Annotated in this window: 21 protein-coding genes; 11 read left to right on the forward strand and 10 right to left on the reverse strand. The window is 69.5% G+C overall.

What is annotated here, in order from left to right:
* Positions 1–34 precede the first annotated feature (34 nt).
* Positions 35–532, forward strand: a complete 498-nt coding sequence (locus IF11_RS0109755; RefSeq protein ID WP_030351094.1) for a hypothetical protein — start codon at positions 35–37, stop codon at positions 530–532.
* 88 nt (positions 533–620) lie between these two features.
* Here the strand turns inward: IF11_RS0109755 and ppc are convergent, their stop codons facing one another.
* Positions 621–3,350 carry a phosphoenolpyruvate carboxylase gene (ppc, locus tag IF11_RS0109760; RefSeq protein WP_030351095.1) on the reverse strand — a complete coding sequence of 910 codons (2,730 nt, stop codon included), beginning with the start codon at positions 3,348–3,350 and terminating at the stop codon, positions 621–623.
* 252 nt (positions 3,351–3,602) lie between these two features.
* On the opposite strand from ppc, the gene IF11_RS0109765 reads away from it, so the two are divergent.
* From IF11_RS0109765 to IF11_RS0109775, 3 genes are all read left to right on the forward strand, one after another.
* Positions 3,603–4,610, forward strand: coding sequence for an acyl-CoA desaturase (locus IF11_RS0109765; RefSeq protein WP_030351096.1), 1,008 nt, complete (start codon positions 3,603–3,605; stop codon positions 4,608–4,610).
* Positions 4,610–5,305, forward strand: a complete 696-nt coding sequence (locus IF11_RS0109770; RefSeq protein WP_030351097.1) for a TetR/AcrR family transcriptional regulator — start codon at positions 4,610–4,612, stop codon at positions 5,303–5,305. The genes IF11_RS0109765 and IF11_RS0109770 overlap by 1 nt, the downstream gene beginning before the upstream one ends.
* Before the next feature lie 125 nt (positions 5,306–5,430).
* Positions 5,431–6,045: a Uma2 family endonuclease gene (locus IF11_RS0109775; RefSeq protein WP_030351098.1), complete on the forward strand. Its 615-nt coding sequence runs from the start codon at positions 5,431–5,433 to the stop codon at positions 6,043–6,045.
* A gap of 19 nt (positions 6,046–6,064) precedes the next feature.
* Here the strand turns inward: IF11_RS0109775 and IF11_RS0109780 are convergent, their stop codons facing one another.
* Positions 6,065–6,925 (reverse strand): trans-aconitate 2-methyltransferase, encoded by an 861-nt coding sequence (locus IF11_RS0109780; RefSeq protein WP_030351099.1) that lies wholly within the window; start codon positions 6,923–6,925, stop codon positions 6,065–6,067.
* 129 nt (positions 6,926–7,054) lie between these two features.
* Here IF11_RS0109780 and IF11_RS0109785 point away from each other — a divergent pair, with 129 nt between their 5' ends.
* Positions 7,055–7,549 (forward strand): MarR family winged helix-turn-helix transcriptional regulator, encoded by a 495-nt coding sequence (locus tag IF11_RS0109785; protein WP_030351100.1) that lies wholly within the window; start codon positions 7,055–7,057, stop codon positions 7,547–7,549.
* Here the strand turns inward: IF11_RS0109785 and IF11_RS0109790 are convergent.
* Positions 7,511–8,455, reverse strand: coding sequence for a LuxR C-terminal-related transcriptional regulator (locus tag IF11_RS0109790; RefSeq protein WP_030351101.1), 945 nt, complete (start codon positions 8,453–8,455; stop codon positions 7,511–7,513). The two genes, IF11_RS0109785 and IF11_RS0109790, sit on opposite strands and share 39 nt — an antisense overlap.
* A 245-nt stretch (positions 8,456–8,700) precedes the next feature.
* Here IF11_RS0109790 and IF11_RS0109795 point away from each other — a divergent pair, with 245 nt between their 5' ends.
* Positions 8,701–9,147: a GNAT family N-acetyltransferase gene (locus IF11_RS0109795; protein ID WP_030351102.1), complete on the forward strand. Its 447-nt coding sequence runs from the start codon at positions 8,701–8,703 to the stop codon at positions 9,145–9,147.
* A gap of 115 nt (positions 9,148–9,262) precedes the next feature.
* On the opposite strand, the gene galK is transcribed toward IF11_RS0109795, so the two are convergent.
* From galK to galT, 3 genes are read right to left on the reverse strand one after another with little or no spacing between them, the layout of a single operon-like run.
* On the reverse strand, positions 9,263–10,447 hold the full coding sequence (gene galK / locus IF11_RS0109800) for a galactokinase (RefSeq protein ID WP_078490611.1): 1,185 nt from the start codon (positions 10,445–10,447) through the stop codon (positions 9,263–9,265).
* A 29-nt stretch (positions 10,448–10,476) separates the two neighbouring features.
* Positions 10,477–11,469 carry a UDP-glucose 4-epimerase GalE gene (gene galE / locus IF11_RS0109805; protein ID WP_030351104.1) on the reverse strand — a complete coding sequence of 331 codons (993 nt, stop codon included), beginning with the start codon at positions 11,467–11,469 and terminating at the stop codon, positions 10,477–10,479.
* 8 nt (positions 11,470–11,477) lie between these two features.
* Complete coding sequence (galT, locus tag IF11_RS0109810; RefSeq protein ID WP_030351105.1) at positions 11,478–12,521, reverse strand: galactose-1-phosphate uridylyltransferase; 1,044 nt, start codon at positions 12,519–12,521, stop codon at positions 11,478–11,480.
* 241 nt (positions 12,522–12,762) lie between these two features.
* Between galT and IF11_RS0109815 the strand changes: the two genes are divergently transcribed.
* Positions 12,763–14,433, forward strand: a complete 1,671-nt coding sequence (locus IF11_RS0109815) for a sodium:solute symporter family protein (protein ID WP_030351106.1) — start codon at positions 12,763–12,765, stop codon at positions 14,431–14,433.
* Between the two features lie 53 nt (positions 14,434–14,486).
* The gene (locus IF11_RS0109820; RefSeq protein ID WP_030351107.1) at positions 14,487–14,765 is read left to right on the forward strand and encodes a hypothetical protein; all 279 of its coding nucleotides are present in this window, start codon (positions 14,487–14,489) and stop codon (positions 14,763–14,765) included.
* A 22-nt stretch (positions 14,766–14,787) separates the two neighbouring features.
* On the opposite strand, the gene IF11_RS0109825 is transcribed toward IF11_RS0109820, so the two are convergent.
* The 4 genes from IF11_RS0109825 to IF11_RS0109840 all read right to left on the reverse strand — a co-directional run bounded on the left by IF11_RS0109825 (position 14,788) and on the right by IF11_RS0109840 (position 21,710).
* On the reverse strand, positions 14,788–15,507 hold the full coding sequence (locus IF11_RS0109825; protein WP_030351108.1) for a helix-turn-helix transcriptional regulator: 720 nt from the start codon (positions 15,505–15,507) through the stop codon (positions 14,788–14,790).
* Positions 15,508–15,740: 233 nt separating this feature from the next.
* On the reverse strand, positions 15,741–17,642 hold the full coding sequence (locus IF11_RS0109830; RefSeq protein ID WP_030351109.1) for an outer membrane protein assembly factor BamB family protein: 1,902 nt from the start codon (positions 17,640–17,642) through the stop codon (positions 15,741–15,743).
* 85 nt (positions 17,643–17,727) lie between these two features.
* Positions 17,728–19,623, reverse strand: a complete 1,896-nt coding sequence (locus IF11_RS0109835) for an outer membrane protein assembly factor BamB family protein (RefSeq protein ID WP_030351110.1) — start codon at positions 19,621–19,623, stop codon at positions 17,728–17,730.
* A gap of 239 nt (positions 19,624–19,862) precedes the next feature.
* Entirely contained in the window at positions 19,863–21,710 is a 1,848-nt protein-coding gene (locus tag IF11_RS0109840; protein WP_030351111.1) for an ABC-F family ATP-binding cassette domain-containing protein, read from the reverse strand.
* A 190-nt stretch (positions 21,711–21,900) separates the two neighbouring features.
* Between IF11_RS0109840 and IF11_RS0109845 the strand changes: the two genes are divergently transcribed.
* From IF11_RS0109845 to IF11_RS0109855, 3 genes are all read left to right on the forward strand, one after another.
* Positions 21,901–22,200 carry a hypothetical protein gene (locus IF11_RS0109845; RefSeq protein ID WP_030351112.1) on the forward strand — a complete coding sequence of 100 codons (300 nt, stop codon included), beginning with the start codon at positions 21,901–21,903 and terminating at the stop codon, positions 22,198–22,200.
* A 9-nt stretch (positions 22,201–22,209) separates the two neighbouring features.
* A complete protein-coding gene (locus IF11_RS0109850) occupies positions 22,210–23,805 on the forward strand; it encodes an alpha/beta hydrolase (RefSeq protein ID WP_030351113.1) in 1,596 nt (531 codons plus the stop codon).
* Between the two features lie 122 nt (positions 23,806–23,927).
* Positions 23,928–24,356 (forward strand): hypothetical protein, encoded by a 429-nt coding sequence (locus IF11_RS0109855; RefSeq protein WP_240627569.1) that lies wholly within the window; start codon positions 23,928–23,930, stop codon positions 24,354–24,356.
* Positions 24,357–24,653: the final 297 nt, after the last annotated feature.

The following is a 24,653-nucleotide window of genomic DNA, read 5'->3' on the forward strand; positions in this document are numbered from 1 at the left end:
CCGGGCGCATGCCCATGGCCAAAGATCCCGCCCTATGGGACGGACGACAGGCCGGACGCGGCGGAAGCGGAACTCCTCCGGGCGCGTGCTCTCCTTCGGCCGGCGGGCCGTGATGGGCGGCGTCGCCGCGCTGCTGCTCGTCGCGGCCGTCTGGACCTCCTGGGACTCCGCCCACCATGTGGTGCTCGCCAAGGGCCGGGAGCACGGCACGCTCACGGTGGCCCGCTGCGAGGACGGGACCTGTACCGGGCCGTACGATCCCGACGGCCCGGACGGTCCGCGCGCGGGGATGACCATCGAGCAGTCGGTCGCCGTCAAGAAGGGCGAGCGGTTCCCGGTCGTGGTGAAGCCGGACACCGATGAGCTGGTCCGTACCGGCGCGGCGGGGCTGCTGTACGCGTGGGTGCCGCTGGGCGGGGCGCTGCTGCTGGCCTCGCTCGTCATCGGCGGCGGTCTGCGGATGACCCGGACGGCCTGGGGGACGGCGCTGGCGGGTGCGGCGCTGCTGCTGGCCACGTTCTTCGCGCTCTGAGGCGCGGGCACCTCGTGGGTACGACACCGCCCCCGGTCCGGAAACCCGGGCCGGGGGCGGTCGTCGTATCCGTACGTACGGATCGCGGTCAGCCGGTGTTGCGCAGCCCCGCCGCGACGCCGTTGACCGTCAGCAGCAGTGCCCGCGCCAGCAGCGGGTCGGGCGCCTCCTGCCGCTCCGCCGCCGCGCGCTGGCGGGCGAGCAGCGAGACCTGGAGGTAGGAGATCGGGTCGAGGTAGGCGTCCCGGATCGCGAAGGTCTGCTGGAGCACTGGGTTGGAGTCGAGGAGCTTCTCGCCGCCGGTGATCCGCAGCACCTCCTGGACGGTGAGCGCGTGCTCGGCCTCGATGGCGCCGAAGACGTGCTTCAGCTCGTCGGGGACGAGGGTGTCCACGTAGTGGCGGGCGATGCGCAGGTCGGTCTTGGCGAGCGTCATCTCGACGTTCGAGAGGAAGTTCTGGAAGAAGTGCCAGTGCTCGTACATCTCGTCGAGCACCGTGTCGGGTCCGGCCTCGCGCAGGGCCTTCAGGCCCGAGCCGACCCCGAACCAGCCGGGCACGATCTGGCGTGACTGCGTCCAGCCGAAGACCCAGGGGATGGCGCGCAGTCCGTCCAGTCCGGCGCCGGAGTCGGGCCGACGGGAGGGCCGGGAGCCCAGGTGGAGGTCGGCGAGCTGGTCGACGGGGGTGGAGGCGAAGAAGTACGCGGGCAGGTCGGGGTCCTCGACCAGCGCGCGGTAGGCGGCGTGCGCGGCGTCCGAGACGGTGTCCATCGCCGAGTCCCAGCGGGCCAGCGCCTCGTCGGACTGGCGCGGCGCGGTGTGCAGGGCCGAGGCCTGGAGTGTGGCGGCGACGGTCAGTTCCAGGTTCTCCCTGGCCAGGGAGGGGATCAGATACTTGTCGGAGATGACCTCGCCCTGCTCGGTCACCTTGATCTCGCCCTCCAGCGTGCCCCAGGGCTGGGCGAGGATCGCGTCGTGCGAGGGGCCGCCGCCGCGGCCGACGGTGCCGCCGCGGCCGTGGAAGAGGCGCAGCCGTACGCCGTGCCGGTGGGCGACGTCGCGCAGCCGGCGCTGGGCGCGGTGGATCTCCCACTGGGAGGTGGTGATGCCGCCGAACTTGGACGAGTCGGAGTAGCCGAGCATGACCTCCTGGACGTCGCCGCGCAGGGAGACGAGCCTGCGGTAGGAGGGGTCGGCGAGCATCTCGTCGAGGATGACGTCGGCGGCGCGCAGCTCGTCCGTGGTCTCCAGGAGCGGCACGATGCCGATCTTGGCCCAGCCGCCGTGCAGGTCGAGGAGTCCGGCCTCGCGGGCCAGTACGGCCGCGGCGAAGACGTCGTCGGCGCCCTGGCACATGGAGATGATGTAGGACTCGATGACCTCGGGCCCGAACCGTTCGAAGGCCTGGCGGACGGTGTGGAAGACACCGAGGGTCTTCTCGCCGGCGGCGTCGAGCGGGGCGGGGGTGGGGGCGAGCGGCCGGCGGGAGCGCAGTTCCTTGGCGAGGAGCTTCTGCCGGTATTCGCGCGGCATGTCGGCGTAGCGCCAGGATTCCTCGCCGAGGCGGTCGAAGAGCTGTCCGAGCGCGTGGTGGTGGGCGTCGGCGTGTTCGCGGACGTCCATGGTGGCGAGCTGGAGGCCGAAGGCGGCGAGCGTACGGATCGTACGGTCCATGCGGCCGTCGGCGAAGAGGCCGCCGCGGTGCTGGCGCAGGGAGGTCTGGATGAGGGTGAGGTCGTCGAGGAGTTCGGCGGTGCCGAGGAAGTCGCGGCCGGGCTCGTGCGGGGTGCCCTTGGCGAGGCGTTCGCGGGTGTTGACGAGCTTCTGGCGGATGCAGGTGGCCTTGAGGCGGTAGGGCTCTTCGGCGTTGAGCCGCTTGTAGCGGGGGCTGATCTCCGGGAGGCGGGCCAGGTCGTTCTGGAGGGAGTCGAGGAGTTCGTCCGTGGCGCCGGTGTAGCGGATGGAGTTGGAGAGCAGGCCGCGCAGGTAGTCGATGAGTTCGAGCGCGTCGGTGATGCCGTGTTCGTGCTGGAGGATCAGTACTTCGCGGGTGACTTCGGGGGTGACGTTGGGGTTGCCGTCGCGGTCGCCGCCGATCCAGGTGCCGAAGGTGAGCGGCCGGGTGCCGGGGGGCAGCTCGACGCCGACGCGCTCCAGTTCGGCGACGAGGTCTTCGAGTACGTCGCCGACGGCGCCGACGTGCAGTTCGTCGAGGTAGTAGATGGCGTTGCGGGCCTCGTCGGCCGGTTCGGGCCGTACGACGCGCAGTTCGTCGGTCTGCCAGATGAGGTCGATGGACTCGGCGAGCCGCAGGTCGTGGCGGCGCCGGTCGGAGGCGATGACGGGTGCTTCGAGCAGTTCGGCGATGCGGCGGAGCTTGTTGAGTACGGAGCGGCGCGCGGCTTCGGTGGGGTGCGCGGTGAACACGGGCCGTACGTTCAGGTTTTTGACGGTCTCGCGCAGATGCTCGGGGTCGGCGTCCTTGAGCCGGTCCGCGGTGCGGGCGAGGAGGCCTCCCTCGGCGGCGCGCCGTTCGCGCATTTCCCTGCCGCGGTGGACCTGTTCGGTGACGTTGGCCAGATGGAAGTAGGTGGAGAAGGCGCGCACCAGCTTGGCGGCGGTCTCCAGGTCGGTGTCACCGAGAAGCTCGGCGGCGGCTTCTCCGTTCTCGCGCGTCAACGCGCGTACCCGCTCGACGAGGTCGAGGAGCTCCGGGCCTTCCTGCCGTACGAGGGTCTCGCCCAGGAGGTCACCGAGACGGCGGATGTCTGAGCGCAGCTCCGCGCTGGCGGATGGGGTCTGGTCGGCACTGCTCACAGGTGCGGCTCCTTGCAGTGTTTAAGCACGTCTGGAGGGTTCTGGAGGCGTCAGACCTTCCGGGAGAAGGTCTCGCGGACCGCGCTGTCCGACGACAACAAGGATAGGTGTCCTTCGCTTGGTGTTATCCACAGGCCTCTTGCCGCGCCGTATGGCGCTGCCATACTTACGATGCCGTAGGTTACGCACCCGTATCCGACCTTCTGCCCCATTCGCACTTCTGACCTATACCTCACCCCAGGGGACCCCCTCATGCCCACACCCCCCGACGTGATCGACGATCCCTCCACTCCCCCCACCTCCTCCACTCCTCCGGGCGCCGACGGCGCGCCGCTGCCCTCCGCCACGCTCGGCGGGGACAGCAAGGGGTCCATCGAGCAGATCGCCCTGCTGCTCTTCATCGTCGTGCCCTTCGCGGCCCTGCTCGCGGCGGTGCCGCTGGCGTGGGTCTGGGGCGGCGTGAGCTGGCTCGATCTGGGTCTGATGGTGGCGATGTACTACATCGGCTGCCATGGCATCACCATCGGCTTCCACCGCTACTTCACCCATGGCTCCTTCAAGGCGAAGCGTCCGCTGCGGATCCTGCTCGCCGTGGCCGGTTCGCTCGCCGTGGAGGGCCCGCTGGTCCGCTGGGTGGCGGACCACCGCAAGCACCACAAGTACTCGGACGCGGACGGCGACCCGCACTCGCCGTGGCGGTTCGGCGAGACGCTGCCCGCGCTGATGAAGGGCTTGTGGTGGGCGCATATCGGCTGGCTCTTCGACGAGGAGCAGACACCGCAGCACACATACGCGCCGGATCTGATCAAGGACCCGGCGATCCGGGCGGTCTCGCGCCAGTTCGCGCTGTGGACGGTCGTCTCGCTGGCGATCCCGCCGCTGGTGGGCGGGCTGGTGACGATGTCCTGGTGGGGGGCGTTCACGGCGTTCTTCTGGGGCTCGCTGGTACGGGTGGCGCTGCTGCACCACGTCACATGGTCGATCAACTCCATCTGCCACGCGGTCGGCAAGCGCCCGTTCAAGTCCCGGGACCGCTCGGGGAATGTGTGGTGGCTCGCGGTGCTGTCCTGCGGCGAGTCCTGGCACAACCTGCACCACGCGGACCCGACCAGCGCGCGGCACGGCGTGCTCAGGGGCCAGCTCGACTCCAGCGCCCGGATCATCCGCTGGTTCGAGCTGCTGGGCTGGGCGTCCGACGTCCGCTGGCCGAGCGCTTCCCGGCTGGACACCCGCCGCAAGAGCGCACCCGCCAAGGCATGATGGGCACCGTGGCGATCGACGGCAGCACGAGCGGCAAGGGCAGCACCGACAAGGGCCGGACCACGGGAGGGCGGCGGACCCGCAGGGTCCGGATGACCGGTGCGGAACGGCGCGAACAACTGCTGGACATCGGCCGCACCGTCTTCGCCGAGAAGGGCTTCGAGGCGACGTCGGTCGAGGAGATCGCGGCGAAGGCCGGGGTCTCCAAGCCCGTCGTCTACGAGCACTTCGGCGGCAAGGAGGGCCTGTACGCGGTGGTCGTGGACCGCGAGATGCGCCAGCTGCTGGACATGGTCACCAGCGCCCTGACCGCCGGCCACCCCCGTGAGCTGCTGGAACAGGCCGCGTTCGCGCTCCTCGACTACATCGAGATGTACACGGACGGCTTCCGCATCCTGGTCCGCGACTCCCCGGTGGCGCAGTCCACGGGCACGTTCGCCTCGCTGATCAGCGATATCGCCACCCAGGTCGAGGACATCCTCGGCATGGAGTTCAAGGCCCGCGGCTTCGACCCGAAGCTGGCCCCTCTGTACGCCCAGGCGCTGGTGGGCATGGTCGCGCTGACGGGCCAGTGGTGGGTGGACGCGCGCCGCCCGAAGAAGTCCGAGGTGGCGGCGCACCTGGTGAACCTGGCCTGGCACGGCCTGGAGAACCTGGAACCGAAGCCTCGGCTGATAGGCCACCGCAAGATCTGAGGGGGCGGGGTCGGTCGCGCCGTCGATCACGGTGGTCAGCCTCGGGGGGGGCACGGTCACTCATTGTGATGACGATTGTCGTATTCCACCGCTACGGTGGAGAAACAGGGCCGAGCATTCCGTCCATGGGAGGAATCACGACCGCAGAGCCAGTCAAGGCCGCACACCAGTGGCCTGTGCCCCCGCAGGACGGCTACACCGTGGACGATCTGTTCACCCTGCCAGGACTCCCGCCGCACACGGAATTGATCGACGGGAGCCTTGTCTTCGCGAGGCCGCAGCGCCGTTTTCATGCCCGAATGATCGACCTGCTGGTGACTGGCCTGAGCCGTTCAGCACCATCGGACGTCGAGGTCGAGCGCGAGATGACCGTGATCCTCGATCGCCGCAATGGCCCTGAGCCTGATGTTCTCGTTGTCCGGGCCGAGGCGGCCACCGACCTGGAACAGACCCGCTTCCAGGCGAGCGACCTTCTGCTTGCCGTCGAGGTGGTGTCCCCGGACTCCGAGGCCCGCGACCGCGAGAGCAAACCGCAGAAGTACGCAGCGGCCGGCATCCCGAATTTCTGGCTGGTCGAGGTGGCCGGCTCCGACCGGCATCCGGTCGTACGCGTCTACGAGTTGGACCCGCTCTCCAAGTCGTACAAGCTGACGGGCATCCACCACGACCGTCTCAAGATCAGTGTCCCGTTCACCATCGACCTGGACATCACTCTCGACGCCCTGAAGCGGCGGGCCTGAGCCCGGCGGTTCAACCGCCTCACGCCTCCTTGCGGGCGACCGCGAAGATGCGGCGGAACGGGAAGACCGTGCCGTGCGGGCCTGCGGGATAGGCCGTGCGGAGCAGGTCGCGGTACTGGGAGGTGAATTCCTCCGTGGCCGCCTCGTCGCCCTTCAGCGCCGTGAGGACGGGTCGCAGGGCCGTGCCCTTGACCCAGTCGAGTACCGGGTCCTCGCCGGTGAGGAGCTGGAGGTAGGTCGTTTCCCAGACGTCCGCCGTGCAGCCGAGGTCCGAGAGGCGCGTGAGGTAGTCCGCGGGCTCCAGGACGCGGACGGACGGCCGGGCCGGGAGGTCGAGACGCTCGCGCCAGCGCGGGGTCGCGCACAGTTCGGCGAGCAGGGTGTGGCTGGGCGCCGTGAAGTTGCCGGGGACCTGGAAGGCGAAGGTGCCGCCGGGGACGAGCGCGTCGATCCAGCCGGCGAAGGAGTCGGGGTGGTTCGGCACCCACTGGAGGGCGGCGTTGGAGACGATCAGGCCGTACGGTTCGCCGGGCGTCCAGTGCGCGGCGTCACCGGCCCGGAAGTCCAGCGCGCCGCCGCCCGCGGTCGGGCCCTCGTACTCCTCGCGGGCCCGGTCGAGCATCTCGGGCGAGTTGTCGAAGCCGGTGATCCGGGCGGCCGGCCAGCGGTCGGCGAGGAGCGCGGTGACATTGCCGGGGCCGCAGCCGAGGTCGGCGATCCTGACGGTTCCGCCGTCGGCGGCGGGCAGCTCGGGGATACGGGCCAGCAGATCGAGGAACGGACGGCTGCGATGGCCGGCGTGCCTGAGGTACTGCTTCGGGTCCCACGTCGGAGCGGGCGGCTCGGCGGAAGCGGAGGAACGGGACGGTGCGGAGTGCATGGTGGAGCCCCCATCGCGGTCGCGGAGTACACCGCCGGAGCGGCCCACGGCGGTCATGTCCCACCCTGCACCGTCACATATCTTGACGTCAAGAGACTTCATGTCGAGGCACCCTCTACACTGATCGTCATGGAGGACGAGGTCGACCGACTGGTCGCAGCATGGCGCCGAGAGCGCCCCGACCTCGACGTGGAACCGCTCGAGGTGCTCAGCCGCGTGAGCAGACTGGCCCGCCATCTCGACCGCGCGCGCCGTATCGCGTTCTCGGAGCACGGCCTGGAGCCGTGGGAGTTCGACGTACTGACCTCGCTGCGCCGCGCGGGTGACCCGTACCAGCTCTCGCCCGGCCAGCTGCTGACCCAGACCCTGGTCACCTCGGGCACGATGACGAACCGTATCGACCGGCTCGCCAAGAAGCGCCTGGTCGAGCGGTTGCCCGACCCCAGCGACCGGCGCGGGGTGCTGGTCAGGCTCACCGCCGAGGGGCGGGACCGCGCGGATCAGGCGCTCGCCGGGCTGCTCGCCCAGGAGCGCGCGATCCTCGCCGAGCTCTCCCGCGCCCAGCGCGGTGAACTGGCCGGGCTGCTACGCCAGTTGACCGCCCCGTTCGACAACGTTCCCTAGCGGCGGCACCAGATCGACCGGCCCGACGCCCGCCCGGCGGGCCAGGGCGACGGCGGCCAGCGTGGAGTGCACGCCCAGCTTCCCGAGCACGTTCTGCATATGCGTACGGACGGTGTGCGGGGAGAGGAAGAGGCGCTCGGCGACGGCCTTGCGCCCCAGCCCCGCGACCATGCAGCGCAGCACCTCGCGCTCGCGCGGCGTCAGCGACTCGACCAGCCGCTCGCTCTCCGTACGGTGCTTCCGCGCGGCCGTCAGCTCGCGCAGGACACCTGTGAGCAGCGCGGGCGGCAGATGCGTCTCGTCCCGCAGGACGCCCCGCATCACGGCGAGCAGCCGTTGCAGCGAGCAGTCCTTCGCGACCCATCCGGAGGCGCCCGCCTGGAGCGCCTGGGCGGCGCGGTGCGGGTCGTCCTTCTCGGCGAGCACGACCGTACGGACGGACGGCTGGCTCGAACGGACCCCGGCGACCAGCGAGATGCCGTCGACCAGGGCCACTTCGCCCTGGTCGGGCACGGCACGGGCGACCGGCACCTGAACCGGCCCGCCTGCCGAAGCCGAAGCCGCTCCCGAGGCCGATCCCGGCCCCGCCGCCGTCCCGTTGACCGAACCGCCCACCGTCCCATTCACCGAGCCGTTGAGCGATCCGTGGACCGAACCACCCGCAGCCCCGTTGAGCGCGCCGTTGACCGAACCGCCGGCCGCCCCCGGGACCGTGCCCAGATCGGCGTCGACGAGCATCACATCGAACCTGCGCCCCTCCGCCGCCGCGCGTTCGAGACAGCGCAGCGCCGCGGGGCCGCTGCCCGCGGCCGACACATCCACGTCGGACTCGGCCGCGAGCGCGGCGGCGAGTGACTCGGCGAAGATGCGATGGTCGTCCACCACGAGAACCCGGATACGTACCAATGGACACCCCCTGAAGGCGGGTGGCGGACATCGCGGGCACGGCGCCCGGCGTGCCGGGCGACAGGTCAACGGCACGGCCGCCGCCGCCTGATGACCGCTGCCCCACCCCGGGCGTCGTACCCGACTTGTCTCCACCCCTGAACAGCACCGGCCCCCACCGGTGCTTTTCCCCAGCGTACGGGCGCGGGCCCGAAGCGGAAGGAAATTCGCAGAACTCGTTGGCCGCCCTGTTTATGGTGGGCCCCATGTTTCGTATGGAGACAGAAGTCGACAAGGAACGGCACGCCGCGCTCGGCGAACGGCTGAGCGCGGCCAACTCGCACCGCTCACCGGTACTGCGCGCGCTGCGTACCAGTCCGCTGGGCGAGGAAGTCCCGCTCCACGTCTGGCTGCTGGACGATACGACGGGCGAGCTGGCCGGCGGCCTGGCCGGCCGCACCTGGGCCCGCTGGCTCCATGTGGATCTGCTCTGGGTCGACGACCGGCACCGCGGCGCCCGCCTGGGCAGCCGGCTGCTGGCCGAAGCGGAACGCGCGGCCAGGACGGAACGCGACTGCGCGCGGGCACGCCTGGAGACCTGGGACTTCCAGGCCCCGGACTTCTACCGCAAGCAGGGCTACCAGGTCATCGGCGAGGTCATGGACTACCCGCCGGGCGTGACGGAGTACATCCTGGTCAAGACGCTCACCTGATCAGGATGCTGACCCGATCGGGATGCTGACCCGATCGGGATGCTGACCCGATCGGGATGCTGACCCGATCGGGATGCTGACCCGATCAAGACACTCGTCCGATCAGAACGCCCCCTCAGACCAGCCGGTGCGCCCCCCTCGACGGGATCGCCGGGAAGACCCGCGGGGCCGTGTGGCCCGCGGCCGCGAAGGCTTCCGTGACCGCCTTGGTCACGGCGTCCGCGTCCGGCTCCTCGACCAGGACGATCGCCGAGCCGCCGAAGCCGCCGCCCGTCATCCGGGCGCCGAGCGCGCCGGCCGCCGTGGCCGTCTCGACCACCAGGTCGAGTTCGGCGCAGGAGACCCGCAGGTCGTCGCGGAGCGAGGCGTGGCCCTCGACCAGGACCGGACCGACGGCGCGGACGTCGCCCGCGTCCAGCAGCGCGATGACCTGCTCGACACGGTGGTCGTCGCTCACGACATGGCGGACGTAGCGGCGTACGGTCTCGCTCTCGCCCGCCGCCGCCAGCCGGTCGAGCGCCCCGGGCAGGTCCTCGTACGCCACATCGCGCAGCGCGCGCACGCCGAGCGCCCGCGCGCCCGCCTCGCACCCCGCGCGCCGCTCGGCGTACGCGCCGTCGCCGAGCGCGTGCTTGACGCGGGTGTCGACGACCAGCAGCCCCAGGCCGCGGGCCGCCAGGTCGAACGGCACCTGGCGCTGCGAGAGGTCGCGGGTGTCCAGATGGAGCGCGTGTCCGTCGGTGCAGCACGCCGAGGCCATCTGGTCCATGATCCCGCACGGCACGCCGACGAAGTCGTTCTCGGCGCGCTGCGCGAGCACCGCCAGCTCGGGCGCCGACAGGCCCAGTCCGTACAGGTCGTTCAGGGCGAGCGCGGTGACGACCTCCAGCGCGGCCGAGGACGACAGGCCCGCGCCGGTCGGGACGGTCGACGCCAGATGGATGTCGGCGCCGGCGACCGGGTGCCCGGCCTCCCGCAGCGCCCAGACGACACCGGCCGGATAGGCGGCCCAGCCGGTGTCGGAGTGCGGTACGAGCGCGTCGGCGTCGAGCTGGACGACGCCCTGCGGGGCATCCGCGGAGTGCACCCGCAGGACCCGGTCCGTACGGCGGGACACCGCCGCGACCGCCTGGTGCGGCAGCGCCAGCGGCATCACGAAGCCGTCGTTGAAGTCGGTGTACTCGCCGATCAGATTGACCCGTCCGGGCGCCGCCCAGACGCCTTCCGGCGCGGCCCTGTACAGCCTCCGGAACTCCTCGGCCACCGCCGTCTCGCCGACGCCCGTCTCACCGACGTCCACACCGGCGCCCGCGCCCGTACCGCTCTCACTCACCCTTGGTTCTCCTTCCGGCGTGCGAACGCCCACGCGTCCGTGACGATCCCCGCCAGATCGGCGCGGCTCGGGGTCCAGCCGAGGCGGTCGCGTGCCGCTTCGGCGGAGGCGACCAGGACGGCGGGGTCGCCGCCCCGGCGCGGGGCCACGACCTCGGGGACGGGGTGCCCGGTGACCGCGCGTACGGTCTCGATGACCTCGCGGACCGAGAAGCCCGCGCCGTTGCCGAGGTTGCAGATCAGATGCTCGCCGCCGGTGGCCGCGTCCAGCGCGCGCAGATGGGCCCCGGCGAGGTCGGCGACATGGATGTAGTCGCGGACACAGGTGCCGTCCGGCGTCGGGTAGTCCTCGCCGAACACCGAGATCGCCTCCCGCTCGCCGAGGGCGACCTGGAGGACCAGCGGGATGAGATGCGACTCGGGGTCGTGCCGCTCACCGCAACTGCCGTACGCACCGGCCACGTTGAAGTACCGCAGCGAGACGGCCGCGAGACCGTGCGCCGTGCACTCCCCGCTGATCATGTGGTCGACGGCGAGCTTCGTGGCGCCGTACGGGCTGGTGGGCGCCGTCGGGTCGGTCTCCGTGATGGGGGTGGAGACCGGCTCCCCGTACGTCGCGGCGGTGGACGAGAAGACGAGCGTACGCACCCCTGCCGAACGCATCGCGGCGAGCAGCGCCATCGAGCCGCCGACGTTGTTGTCCCAGTACTTCTCGGGCTTGGCGACGGACTCGCCGACCTGCGAGGACGCCGCGAAGTGCAGCACCGCGTCGTACGAGGGGTCCAGCCACTTCGCCGCGTCCTGGATCCGGCCCTCGATGAAGTCGGCGCCCGCCGGGACGCCCTCGCGGAACCCGGTGGAGAGGTCGTCCAGCACGGTCACCTCGTGACCGGCCTCCAGCAGATGTGCCGCGACCACGCTGCCGACATATCCCGCACCGCCCGTGACGAAGTACTTCCGGGGTACGGGGGTCGTCCTCGGGGAAGACACAGTCTCGCTCACTCGCTCGCTACCTCTCGCAGTCGCTCGGCCGCGGCCTCCGGCGGCACGTCGTTGATGAACACACTCATGCCGGATTCGGAACCCGCGAGGAATTTCAGCTTGCCGGAAGTGCGGCGGATGGTGAAAAGCTCAAGGTGAAGCGCGAAGTCGTGTCGCCCCTCTGCCCGGAAGGGCGCCTGGTGCCAGGCCGAGATGTACGGCGTCGGCGGCTCACCTTCGCCGAAGATCCGGTCGAAGCGCTTCAAGAGTTCCAGATAGATCTGTGGGAACTCTGTGCGCGCCGCGTCGTCGAGCCCGCGGAGGTCGGGGGTCCGCCGGACGGGGTAGAGGTGCACCTCGTACGGCCAGTGCGCCGCGTACGGCACGAACGCCACCCAGTGCCGCCCTTCGAGCACCACCCGGCCGCCCTCGGTCCGCTCGCGCTCGACGAGGTCGTCGAAGAGGTTGCGGCCGGTCGCGGCGCGGTGCTCCCGTACGGAGCGGAGCATCAGCGTGGTGCGCGGGGTGACGAAGGGGTACGCGTAGATCTGCCCGTGCGGATGGCCGAGCGTCACGCCGATCTCCGCGCCGCGGTTCTCGAACGGGAAGACCTGCTCGACCTGCGGCAGCTCGGCCAGTTCGGCGGTGCGGTCGGTCCATGCCTCCAGCACCAGACCGGCCTGTTCCTCGGTGAGGTCCGCGAACGAGGAGTCGTGGTCGGAGGTGAAGCAGACGACCTCGCAGCGTCCCGAGTCCCCGGCGAGGGAGGGGAAGCGGTTCTCGAAGACGGCGACGTCGTAGTCCGGCTCGGGGATCTCGCTGAGCCGGCCGTCCCGCGAGGGGCAGAGCGGGCACTCGTCGGCGGGCGGGTGGTACGTACGGGCCTGGCGGTGCGAGGCGATGGCGACCGCGTCACCGAGCAGCGCGTCCCGGCGGATCTCCGAGGTGGTGGCGACCGGACCGAGGGGCCTGCGGTCGGGGGCGTCGCGCACGGCGTCGTCCCGCAGGTCGTAATAGACCAGCTCGCGGCCGTCGGCGAGCCTCGTCACCGTCTTCTTCATCGGTTGCCTCCACGGCCCGCACGCACACACCACGCCACCAACAGAACCGCACATAACAAATCACAAGCGAACAGCTGCGTCAACGGCGACCAAGAGGCGGTCCTCCTCGGCGCTTCCATAGCGGTTCCATAGCGCTTCCATCAAGATTAAACAAAGAAAACCAACATAAGTGTTCATTTTCTAAACATAGGAGCGTAGGTTCCGGCGGAGTCATCTTCTTGCGACGAAGCGAGTACCCCCCATGCGATACCTGGCCGAAGGGCTCCGGCTGCCCACCAACGGGCTCGACTACACCATCCTGGCGATCTACTTCGTAGTGGTCCTCGGCATCGGCTTCGCCGCCCGTGCCAGCGTGAAGACCAGCCTGGACTTCTTCCTCTCCGGGCGCTCCCTGCCCGCCTGGGTGACGGGCCTCGCGTTCGTCGCCGCCAACCTCGGCGCCACCGAGATCCTGGGCATGGCGGCCAACGGCGCCCAGTACGGCGTCTACACCGTGCACTGGTACTGGATCGGCGCCATCCCCGCCATGGTCTTCCTCGGCCTGGTGATGATGCCCTTCTACTACGGCTCGAAGGTGCGCTCCGTACCGGAGTTCCTGCTGCACCGTTTCGGCCCCTCCTCCCATCTGCTCTCGTCGGTCATCTTCGCGGTGTCGTCCGTGCTGATCGCGGGCGTCAACCTCTACGCGATGGCGATCGTGCTGGAGGCGCTGCTCGGCTGGCCCGAGTGGGTCGCGATCGTCGTGGCGGGCTTCTTCGTCCTCGCGTACATCACCATCGGCGGTCTCTCCTCGGCGATCTACAACGAGGTGCTCCAGTTCTTCGTCATCCTCGCCGCGCTGATCCCGCTGACCATCGTCGGTCTCAAGCGGGTCGGCGGCTGGAGCGGGCTGACCGACTCCCTCACCGGCTCGCACGGCGGCGCCTTCCTGAGCGCCTGGGAGGGCACCGGCGTCGGCTCGCCGAACCCGCTCGGCGCGAACTGGCTGACGATCGTGCTCGGGCTCGGCTTCGTGATGAGCTTCGGGTACTGGACCACCAACTTCGCCGAGGTGCAGCGCGCGCTGTCCGCGAAGAACCTCTCCGCCGCCAAGCGCACCCCGCTCATCGCCGCGTTCCCCAAGATCTTCATACCCATGGTCGTGATCGTCCCCGGTCTGATCGCGCTGGTCATGGAACCGACGCTGGGCAAGGCGGGCAGCGGCCTCCAGTACAACGACGCGATCCCGGTCCTCATGCGCGATCTGCTGCCGAACGGTGTGCTGGGCATCGCCGTCACCGGTCTGCTCGCCGCGTTCATGGCCGGTATGGCCGCCAACGTCTCGTCGTTCAACACCGTCTTCACCAACGACATCTGGGGCGCGTACCTCAGGAAGGACCGTGAGGACGCGTACTACCTGAAGACCGGACGGGTCGTCACGGCGGTCGGTGTGCTGATCGGCATGGGGACGGCGTTCATCGCCTCCAGCTTCAGCAACATCATGAACTACCTCCAGACGCTGTTCTCGTTCTTCAACGTCCCGCTGTTCGTGGTCTTCATCATCGGCATGTTCTGGAAGCGGACCACCCCGGCCGCCGGCTTCTGGGGGCTGCTCTCCGGCACGGTCGCCGCGATGGTCAACTACTTCTGGCTCTACAAGGGCGGGATCGTCGACATCCCGAGCGACCAGGGCGCGAACTTCGTCTCCTCCATCGTCGCGTTCGTCGTCGGCGCCCTCGTGATGGTGGTGGTCTCGTACGTGACGCGGCCCAAGCCGGCCGAGAAGCTCGCGGGGCTGGTGTACGGCACGCGCTCGCCCGACATGGACGAGCTGCCGGCCGAGGGCGACGACGCCTGGTACCGCAGGCCGGCCCTGCTGGGCTGGGGCGCGATCATCCTCGCCGCCATCTGCTACGTGCCGTTCTCCTTCTGACGTTCTGACGCCCGACGCCGAGGCGCCGACCGCGCCGAGAGGAACACATCACCATGAGCGACTACCGCAACGACGTCGAGGAGCTGGAGGCCAAGTCCGCCACCGCGGCACGGCTCTTCGACATCCGCCGCATCATCGGCGGGCTCTTCGTGGTCTACGGGATCATCGTGACCATCGCCGGGATCACCGCGTCCGACGCCGATCTGAAGAAGGCGCAGGACATCAACATCAATCTGTGGACGGGGCTGGGGATGCTGGCCCTGGGGCTGTTCTTCCTCATATGGCTGAAGCTGCGCCCCACGGCGCCGCCCACCACACCCACTGAGCAGTAACAGCCGTCACGGGGGCCGGACTTCACCCGCGCCGAGCGCGGTGGTCCGGCCCCTTGGCCGCGTCCGCGGACCCCCCGGGCGGCACGGCCCGGTCCAGCAGCCCCGTACGCGCGGCCAGCGCCGCGGCCTCCAGCCGGGAGCCCACCCCCAGCTTCATCAGCACCCGCTGCACATGCGTCCTGGCCGTGCTCGGCGCGATGCCCATCCCGGCGGCGATCAGCCGGGTGTCCTCGCCCTCCGCGACCCGTACCAGCACCTCCACCTCGCGCGGGGTGAGCATCCGCAGCAGCCGCTGACCCTCGTCGTCCGGCTGGATCACCGGATTGAGCAGCTCGGTGAACGCGCCCTGGAGCAGCTGCGGCGCCACCGCGGCCTCGCCCGCGCGCGCCTTGACCATGGCCCGCTCCACGCCCTCGATGCGCTCGTCGTGCCGTACGTAGCCGGAGGCGCCGGCCGCGAAGGCGGCGGCGATCCCGCGCGGGCTGGGCACCGGCCCGAGCACCACCACCGCCACCTGCGGGCGCTCCCGCTTGATCCGTACGATCGGGTCGAACGTCCCCGGCTCGGCGGGCACGGCCGTGCCCAGCAGACACACCTCGGGCGCCCTGCTCACCACCAGTTCGGCGACGCCCGCCGTGGGCGCCGCCGCCGCGAGCACGCGGTGCCCGCGCAGTTTCAGTGCCGAGGCGAGCGCCTCGGCGAGCAGTCTGTGATCGTCGACCACCATGATCCGCACACCCATGAGCAACCCTCCCCCCGTCCCCCGGTACCTGCCCGGCCCCCCGGCCCCCGGCCTCTAGACCCGGCAAGCTACACGCTTGTTCGACATCGCGCGCCCCCTACCGGTCAGAAGCCCCTCGGATTGCCGAATTGCCTCCCATTCGGGACTACTGACCGGCCAGTCCGGATACGAGCGGGGCCCCGGCCCGTGGTGTCACCCACGGGCCGGGGCCCCGAAATACCGTGTCCGCAGCGCTACTTGGTCGTGAAGGAGACCGCGAGATACGACCTCTCGTCCAGCGACGAATTCGACGGCTTGCTCAGCGTGGTGTCGGACATGAAGAACCGGCCGTCCTGGTAGAGCAGTTCCGCGTAGTCCGGCAGGAAGCCGGTCTCCGCGTCACGCACGGCCTCGTCGGCCGGGTTCTCCATCAGCACCGTCTGCTTGAACGTGCCGCCGTCGATGGAGACGATCTGGCCGCCCTTGTCGTACGGCGGCCTCTTGTACGCGATGATGTTGCCGCCGTCCATGCGCAGCGGCACCATCGTGTAGCGGTCGCCCGCGTCGGCGCGGTCCGGGGTGCCCTTGCCGGTGGCGAGGTCGAACGAGACGATCTCGTTGGTGTCGCCGTACTCCCCGCCGCCCTCGTGCTCCTCGGTCGGCAGATAGAGCCGGCCGTTGCCCACCGCCAGCATCTGGCAGGACTCGACCTCGGTGGAGCGGCACTTCGCCGCGTACTTGTCGGCGTCCGCCGGGATCTTGGCGATCAGCTTGCCGGTCTTCGCGTCGATGGAGAAGAAGTCCGAGATGCCGCTGCCGTCCCCGGCCGTGTCGCCGACGTCGGCGGCCACGACCAGCGGGTTGGTGGAAACGATGCTCGCGTACTCGACACCGGTCGGCATCTGGAAGGTGGAGACCGGGGCGCCGGTGACCGGGTTCAGGTTCTGGATGGAGACCTGCGGGTCGTCGTACGAGCCGCACTTGCGGGCCGCCACGAGCCCCGCGCCGCCGCCGTACCCCATGTCGTAGCAGCCCTCGGCGCTGACCTCGGGCTTCCAGCGGATCGAGCCGTCGGCCAGGTCGAAGGCCGCCCCGCCGTCGGTGCCGCCGGCCGCGATGGTCTCACCGCTGAGGGTGACCTCGCTGAACCGGACCTTCTCGTCACCCACGTTGGAGCCCTTGACGGACTTGGACCAGAGCAGCTTTCCGCCCGCCAGGTCGATCGCGCCGATCTCGGTGCACTGCTGGTAGTTCTTGTCGGCCGTCGTCTTGGCCGCCGCGAAGGCGACCGCCGTCTTGTTGTCCTTGGAGACATGCTGCGACGCCGCGCAGACCTGGCCCGGGAGCGGGATCGACCAGAGCTGGGTGCCCTTGTTCAGGTCGTAGCCGACGATCTCGTTGATGCCGGTCTTCACATACGCGGTGTCGGTGATCCAGGAGCCGTTGACGGTGGTGACGTCGGTGACCTCGGGCGTCGGCAGCTGGAAGGCGACCTTGGACCTGGTGTTGCCCGGCGCCTGCTCCTTGCCCGCGCCGTCGGCGGCCTTCCCGCCGCCGGTGCCGCCCGTACCGCCCTCGGTGGAGCCGGACGAGCCGCCCTTGGCTTCGTTGCCCTGACCGCTGTCGTCACCGGAGGAGGCGAGCAGGATGCCGCCGCCGATGATCAGTACGACGGCGACGGACGCGGCGATGATGATCTGCATCTGGCGGGTCAGCTTCTTGCCGCCACCGCCGCTGCCGCCGGCGCCCTGCGGGGGCGGCGGGTACGGGTACTGCTGCTGGGCCCCGGGCTGCATGGGCGGGGTCGGGTAGCCGTACGGAGACGGCTGCCCCGGCTGGCCGGGCTGACCCGGCTGGCCCGGATATCCGTACCCCGGCGGCTGGTTCGGGTATCCGTACCCCGGCGGCCGGCCGGGCGGCGGCATCTGCGGCGGCTGGGCCGGGGGGCCCTGCGGCGGCGACTGCGGATAGCCGTACGGAGGGTTCTGCGGGGGCGGCGTCGGACCACCGAACCCACCGGGCGGCGGGTCCTGCGGGGCACCGAAGCCGCCGGCGGGGGGCTCCTGGGGAGCGCCGAACCCGCCGGCCGGGGGCTCCTGCGGGGCGCCGAACCCTCCCTGCGGGGGCTCGTTGGGTGGCTGGGGCGGCTGCGTCATGGCGTGCGTACCTCGGGAAAGTCGTCGGGGACGAAGAGAACGGAGAGAACCGGGAGAGCGGCGAGACCGGGGAGAGAGGCCGGGGTCATTTCCCGAAGGCCATCATCGTCTTCGTCTTCAGTTCCTCTTCGTCGTTGCTCGCGCTGACCCGGCCGCTCATCACATAGAAACGGCCGTCCACATAGGCGTACTTCGGCGAGTAGAAGGAGCTCTCGATCTGCGCCGTGGACGCCGGATGCTGCAACAGCGTGGTCGGGGCGCCACCGCTCGGGGCCACGGTCGCGACCGCGCCGCCCGTGTCGTACGTGGGGTCCAGATAGACCAGGACGTTGCCGCCCTCCATGCGCAGCGGCGTCATCGTGCGGCCTTCCGGTGCCTTGGCACGCCACGTGGACTTTCCGGTGTCCAGGCTGAAGGCGACGATCTCATTGGTACGGGAAGTGCCGCTGCTGTCGGGCGCGGTCGCCATATAGAAGGTGTTCGCGTCGGCGGCGACACCGACACAGCCCTCCAGATTCTGGCCGAAGACGATGAAGCCGCCCCCGCACTTCGGTGCGAACTTGTCATTGCCGCCCTGGATCTGCGAGCGCGGGGTGCCGTTCGCGTTGAGCGCGATGATGCTCCAGGTGTCCTTCTCGTCGTTCTTCAGGGAGACGACCAGCGGGTTGATCGAGTAGACCTTGTCGGTGTCCCAGTCGGCGGCCAGCTTGTAGGTCCACTTGGCCCGGCCGGTCGTCGGGTCGAGCTCCTGGATCTGGTTCCCGCCGCCGGTGCAGCTCTCGGCGGCGATCATCTTGGGGCCGCCCGTGAGCGCGTACGGCTGGCAGTTACCGGGCAGCTTGCCGAAGAGCTCCTTGCCGTCGCTCACCCGGAAGGCGTTGACGGCGCCGGTGCGGGCGGCCGTCACCGTATCGCCGCTGATCGCGACGGTGATGTCGGAGAGCAGGTCGAAGGCGCCCGTCTCGGGTATCTCCTTCTTCCAACCGCCCTTGCCGGTGGCCAGATCGACCAGCTGGAGCTGGTTGCAGTCGGCCTTCTCGGTGGTGCCGTTCTTGATGCCGAGGACCAGCTTGCCGGTGGCCGTGGACGCGACGGGCGCCGCGCATATCTCGGTGGGCAGCGACAGCGTCCACTTCTTCTTGCCGTCGGCGGCGGAGTACCCCACGACCTGGCGGTACATGGCCTTGACGACGGTGTCGCCGGCGAACCACGGGCCGTACACGTCCGCGCCGTTGCGCGGCAGGTCCACGTCGTTGGTCTGGAGCCACTCGATCTTGGCCTCGCCGTCCTTGCGGCCGGCGTTGAGGTCGTCCGCGGCCTCACGGCCCGCGCCGCTGCCGTCGCCCTGGTCGACGGTCGGCGAACCGCTCGGCTTGGCGTCCTCGCTCTTGCTGACGTTCGGCTTGTCGCCGCTGTCGTCACCGCCGACGGCGAGCCATATCCCGCCGCCGATGACCAGCGCTCCCGCGACGGCCGCCGCGACGATGACGCCGGGCTTGCCCTTGAAGGGGTTCTTGCCGCCACCGCCACCGGGGGGCGCGGTGGGCGGGCCGGGGAACTGCTGGGGCGGATAGCCGCCGCCGTAGGGACCGGGCTGCTGACCGTAGGGCCCGGGCTGGTTGTACGGTCCTGGCTGCTGCTGACCGTACGGCCCCGGCTGGTTGTAGGGTCCTGGCTGCTGGCCGTAGGGCCCCGGCTGGCTGTACGGGCCGGGCTGCTGCTGACCGGCCGGTCCCGCCTGCGGATACCCGTAACCGGGCTGCGCGGCCTGCGGATAGCCGTAACCAGGCTCTGCGGCCGGCGGACCCGGCGGCGTCTGCGGCGGCTGTGGCATCTGCGGTGGCTGCGCGGGCGGCGGCGGACTCTGCGGTCCTCCCTGCGGACTCTGCGGTCCCCCCTGCCCCGGCGGGCCACCGTGCGGCTGGTCCTGCGGAGCTCCGAAGCCCCCCTGCGGCGGTTGCTGACTGGGCGGCTGGCTCATCAGCGCTTTCCCCCTGTTAGTACGGTCCGCGGCCCGGTCGGACTCCCCCGCGATTCCAGTGGCCGATCATTACCGGCCACCGGAATGGAGCGAATCGGGCGCGGTTTCCGCATCGTCATATCAGTCGAGCGGGGCTTCTTTCTATCACTCGGCCATCGGTACGGGACGGGCCGGTCCGCCCCTGTTCCCAAGGGAGGACCGGCCCGTGATGTGCTCGTTACGCGCTCTGCACAGCGTCTCTACGCGTCCTCCGCGAGCTCCAGCCAGCGCATTTCCAACTCGTCGCGCTCACCCACCAGTTCACGCAGCTCCGCATCCAATTTGGCCACTTTCTCAAAGTCTGTGGCGTTGTCGGCGATCTGCTGATGGAGGGTTGTCTCACGGCTGGACATCTTGTCCAGCTGCCGCTCGATCTTCTGGAGTTCCTTCTTCGCCGCGCGGCCGTCCTTGGCCGATACGGCCCCGGTACCGGCCCCCGTACCCGCCCCGGAACCCGTCCCCGCGGACCGCCCCTCGGCGGCGGCCGGCGCGGTGGCCGGAACCGCGGACTCGATCAACTGGCGGCGGCGTTCCAGATACTCGTCGATCCCGCGCGGCAGCATCCGCAGCTTCGCGTCGCCGAGCAGCGCCATCACCTTGTCGGTGGTCCGCTCGATGAAGAACCGGTCGTGCGAGATGACGACCATCGAGCCCGGCCAGCCGTCGAGCAGGTCCTCCAGCTGGTTGAGCGTCTCGATGTCGAGATCGTTGGTGGGCTCGTCGAGGAAGAGGACGTTCGGCTCGTCCATCAGCAGCCGGAGCAGCTGGAGGCGGCGCCGCTCACCGCCGGAGAGATCGCCGACCGGCGTCCACTGCTTCTCCTTGGTGAAGCCGAACTGCTCGCACAGCTGGCCCGCCGTCATCTCCCGCCCCTTACCGAGGTCGACCCGGTCCCGTACCTGCTGCACGGCTTCGAGGACCCGCAGCGACGGCTTGAGTTCGGTGACCTCCTGGGACAGATACGCCAGCTTGACGGTCCTGCCGACCACGACCTTCCCTGCCGCGGGCTGGACGTCGCCCTGCGAACGGGCGGCCTCGGCGAGCGCCCGCAGCAGCGAGGTCTTGCCCGCGCCGTTCACCCCGACCAGCCCGATCCGGTCTCCCGGACCGAGCTGCCAGGTGAGATGAGTGAGCAGCACCTTGGGGCCCGCCTGGACGGTCACGTCCTCCATGTCGAAGACGGTCCTGCCGAGCCGGGCGTTGGCGAACTTCATCAGCTCGGAGGTGTCACGGGGCGGCGGTACGTCCGCGATCAGCTCATTGGCCGCCTCGACCCGGAAGCGCGGCTTCGACGTACGCGCGGGAGCACCGCGCCGCAGCCAGGCCAGCTCCTTGCGGACGAGGTTCTGCCGCTTGGCCTCCTCGGTCGCCGCGATGCGCTCGCGCTCGGCGCGCGCGAAGACATAGTCGGAGTAGCCGCCCTCGTACTCGTGCACCGCACCGCGCTGGACGTCCCACATCCGCGTACAGACCTGGTCGAGGAACCACCGGTCGTGCGTCACACACACGAGCGCGGACCGCCGCGCCCGCAGATGCTCGGCCAGCCAGGCGATGCCCTCGACATCGAGATGGTTGGTGGGCTCGTCCAGCACGATCAGCTCGGGCTCGCCGATCAGCAGCTTGGCAAGCGCGATCCGCCGCCGCTCACCACCGGAGAGCGGCGCGATGACGGTATCGAGCCCCTGCGGAAACCCGGGCAGATCGAGCCCGCCGAAGAGCCCGGTGAGCACATCCCGGATCTTGGCGTTGCCGGCCCACTCGTGATCGGCGAGATCGCCGATGACCTCGTGTCTGACCGTGGCGGCGGGATCGAGCGAATCATGCTGCGTCAACACCCCGAGCCGCAGCCCGCCACTGTGCGTCACGCGCCCGGTATCGGCCTCCTCCAGCCTGCTGAGCAGCCGGATGAGGGTCGTCTTCCCGTCGCCATTACGCCCGACGACGCCGATCCGGTCCCCCTCGGAGACGCCGAGAGAGACACCATCGAGCAGCGCACGGGTGCCGTACACCTTGGTGACTGCCTCGACATTGACCAGATTGACGGCCATTTTTCTCCTGCTTACGGGGGACACGATCGACATCCCAGGGTAATCGCCCTGAGCGGTGCGGCGGGCGGCAGTGGACGACGGCAGTCGACCCGCCGGTATCCGGCCACTGTTTGCACGCGGGAACAGCCCACCTCAATATGATCAGCTGGTGCCGCTGAGCCGCGGCACGGCAGAACAGGGGGAGGAACGCATGGCAGGGGATCTCAACATCTCCGCAGGCGAGCTGAGAGCTTCGGCCGGGGCCGCGGACAGCCTGGTAACAGATCTACGGCCGTCACTGAAGAAGGCGGTGGAGGACCTGACCGCCGCGTCGGCTTCCTTCCGCGACTGGTCGGCCGGGCCCCGGATGGAGGAGACCGCCGACGGGTGGGGGACCGCACTCGGCACGCTGTGCGACAACCTGTCGCAGCACGCGCAGGGTATGCGACTGCTGGCGAACGGCCGCGACATCATGGAACAGGAAGTCCTCGACAGCTTCAGGGGCTGGTGAGGCGGCGACATGCCGGAGAACTTCACGCAGCTGTTCAAGCAAAGCTTCTCTGATCTCGATTCCGCGGTCTCCTCCTGGAAGAAGCTCGCCGAGGCGCTGGGAAAGACGCAGACCGGCAGCGGTAAGCGGGTGACTGGCCCGCTCCACAAGGCGGGCTGGAGCGGAGTCAGCGCCACCTACGGCTTCGAGGCGATGGAGGCCACGGAGAGCAAGCTCGGCACGGCTCAGCTCGATGCCCAGCTGATCACCACCACTCTGGACACCCTCCACACCAAAATGCAGGCGGCCCAACGTAAGCTGCGCAACGCGGTGGCCGACGCCGAAGCGGCCGGCCACAAGGTCCGGGAAGACGGATGGGTGGAACCGAAGCAGGCGGTGGACCCCAAGTACCACAACGACCCGGACTACGAGGGCCTCCAGAGGCAGGCCAACACGGGACTCGGCGGCTTCCGTGCCCGTATCGACGAGGCCCTTACCGATGCCGACACCGCCAGCTACCGAGCTGCCGAACTCCTGCACCAGATCGACCCGTTCGACCTCGACAAACGGTACGGCCGCGCGAACGCCGAGGAGGACGCCGCGAGGGTCGCCGAGTTCGCCGGGATCAACGCGAAGGACATCCCAGACGGGAAGGACCCGAATCAGGCAGCGGAGTGGTGGGGCGATCTGGACGCGGAGAAGCAGCGCTTCTACCTGGCCGCGTTCCCCGACCAGATCGGCGCGCTGGACGGCCTGCCCGCCACTACGCGGGACCAGGCCAACCGGACGGTGCTGGACATGAAACTGAATGACTACGCGCTGCGGGAAGGGGATCTGGGCTACCACGACCGGAGCAACTACCGGTCCCTGAGCTCCCTCAAGGAACGCATGGAAAAGTCAGACACTGGCCCGGCCCACAAACAGCTGTACCTGCTCGGCTTGAGTACGAACGGTGATGGTCGCGCCATCGTCGCGATGGGTAACCCGGACACGGCGAAGTACACGGCGGTCCAGGTCCCGGGTACGGATACCCAGTTGGAGAACTTCGGGGGACAGATCGACCGGGTCAATAAGTTGCAGGATGCGGCAGGCGACCGGACGGCGGGTAAGGGCAGGGATGTCTCGACCATCGCCTGGCTCGGTTACAACGCTCCCGAGTTGAACAACAGCGTCATGGGTGACGGACGAGCGAAGGACGGAGCCGAAGACCTTCGCGATTTCACACATGGTCTCCGCGCCGCGCATGAAGGCGAACGTACGCATCTGACGGTACTGGCCCATAGTTACGGCTCCACGACCGCAGGGGCCGCAGACGCCGGCGGCCAGGGGCTGGACGCGGACGACATGGTGGTCGTGGGAAGTCCCGGCCTGACGGTCGATCGCGCGGATCAACTGCACATCGACCCAAAACACCTGTGGGTGGGAGCCGCCGACAACGACAAGGTCTCCAATTTCACATCCGGCCTAACGCTCGGTGCCGACCCCAAGGAAACCGAGTTCGGCGCACAGAGGATGTATGTGGACACGAGCGGTCACAGCGGCTATTGGGACGAAGACAGCAAAAGCCTGGAGAATCAGGGCCGCATCATCGCGGGCAAGGAACCAAAAAATGAAGGCGCGGGCTGATGGATCCGAAACGGCTTGTTCTCTCACCTGCACTGCGCCGGGGCGCCACAGCCCTGGCTCTGGCCCTGCTCCTGGGAGGCTGCGGCATGTCTGATGACGGAATCAACGATCCATTGCCCCGAATGAGCAAGAAGAAGGCCGAGGAATGGGCCAAGCACTGGACTGAATCCATGGCCCGCACCGCCAAGGCCGAGATCGAACCCGAGACCGATCCGGAGCTGCCCGCAGCGAAATTCACCAACTGCATCGGCCAGAATGGCGAGTCTGCGGATGACGGCCGGTTCACACTCCGCTACAGCGTGCGCGCCAAGCTGCCCAAGGAGCAGCATGCCGAAGCCATCCGCGCGATCAGAGACACACTCAAACAGAAGGGCTTCGAGATCCAGGGGTACCGTTCGAACCCGAGCAAGGATCCCGCCAATCTGGTGGACGCCAGGCACCCAAAGGATCAGCAGTCCATCTCTGCCGAGGATCTCAACGAGGAACTCATCGTGCTGATCGTCAGCACCCCCTGCTTGCTCCCTCCCGGCACCGAGCAGAAGCACCTCTGACGCAATCCCGGCTGCCAGGCTCCGCGCGGGGCCTGGCAGCCGGATCAAGGCACCAGCCTCCGTCCCGTTGCGCGGCAGGATCGGCAGGGGATGAGCACAGCTTTGCCACGCCGCAGGGAGCGGAGCAACTGGTGGCCGTGGCAGATCCCGCACACCGCGAATCTCAGGGGCCCGTGCCGCTGGGCACGTGCTGGGAGGCGGCGTGGTGCGTGGAGTTTGGCGATGGCTTGGAGCTGACGCCTCTCCCAGTCGGTCGCGGGCCGCACGGAGCTCCAGCGTGAGGCCCAGGCGAGTCCG

Origin of the sequence: Streptomyces scopuliridis RB72 (assembly GCF_000718095.1) — a bacterium.
Classification (GTDB): Bacteria; Actinomycetota; Actinomycetes; order Streptomycetales; family Streptomycetaceae; genus Streptomyces; species Streptomyces scopuliridis.

Excerpts from the sequence above, each read along its gene's own strand:
- IF11_RS0109755 (WP_030351094.1), top strand. The coding sequence starts at position 35 with ATGGGACGGACGACAGGCCGGACGCGGCGGAAGCGGAACTCCTCCGGG.
- IF11_RS0109765 (WP_030351096.1), top strand. The coding sequence starts at position 3,603 with ATGCCCACACCCCCCGACGTGATCGACGATCCCTCCACTCCCCCCACC.
- IF11_RS0109770 (WP_030351097.1), top strand. The coding sequence starts at position 4,610 with ATGGGCACCGTGGCGATCGACGGCAGCACGAGCGGCAAGGGCAGCACC.
- IF11_RS0109775 (WP_030351098.1), top strand. The coding sequence starts at position 5,431 with ATGGGAGGAATCACGACCGCAGAGCCAGTCAAGGCCGCACACCAGTGG.
- IF11_RS0109780 (WP_030351099.1), bottom strand. The coding sequence starts at position 6,925 with ATGCACTCCGCACCGTCCCGTTCCTCCGCTTCCGCCGAGCCGCCCGCT.
- IF11_RS0109785 (WP_030351100.1), top strand. The coding sequence starts at position 7,055 with ATGGAGGACGAGGTCGACCGACTGGTCGCAGCATGGCGCCGAGAGCGC.
- IF11_RS0109795 (WP_030351102.1), top strand. The coding sequence starts at position 8,701 with ATGTTTCGTATGGAGACAGAAGTCGACAAGGAACGGCACGCCGCGCTC.
- galT (WP_030351105.1), bottom strand. The coding sequence starts at position 12,521 with ATGAAGAAGACGGTGACGAGGCTCGCCGACGGCCGCGAGCTGGTCTAT.
- IF11_RS0109815 (WP_030351106.1), top strand. The coding sequence starts at position 12,763 with ATGCGATACCTGGCCGAAGGGCTCCGGCTGCCCACCAACGGGCTCGAC.
- IF11_RS0109820 (WP_030351107.1), top strand. The coding sequence starts at position 14,487 with ATGAGCGACTACCGCAACGACGTCGAGGAGCTGGAGGCCAAGTCCGCC.
- IF11_RS0109825 (WP_030351108.1), bottom strand. The coding sequence starts at position 15,507 with ATGGGTGTGCGGATCATGGTGGTCGACGATCACAGACTGCTCGCCGAG.
- IF11_RS0109830 (WP_030351109.1), bottom strand. The coding sequence starts at position 17,642 with ATGACGCAGCCGCCCCAGCCACCCAACGAGCCCCCGCAGGGAGGGTTC.
- IF11_RS0109835 (WP_030351110.1), bottom strand. The coding sequence starts at position 19,623 with ATGAGCCAGCCGCCCAGTCAGCAACCGCCGCAGGGGGGCTTCGGAGCT.
- IF11_RS0109840 (WP_030351111.1), bottom strand. The coding sequence starts at position 21,710 with ATGGCCGTCAATCTGGTCAATGTCGAGGCAGTCACCAAGGTGTACGGC.
- IF11_RS0109845 (WP_030351112.1), top strand. The coding sequence starts at position 21,901 with ATGGCAGGGGATCTCAACATCTCCGCAGGCGAGCTGAGAGCTTCGGCC.
- IF11_RS0109850 (WP_030351113.1), top strand. The coding sequence starts at position 22,210 with ATGCCGGAGAACTTCACGCAGCTGTTCAAGCAAAGCTTCTCTGATCTC.
- IF11_RS0109855 (WP_240627569.1), top strand. The coding sequence starts at position 23,928 with ATGAGCAAGAAGAAGGCCGAGGAATGGGCCAAGCACTGGACTGAATCC.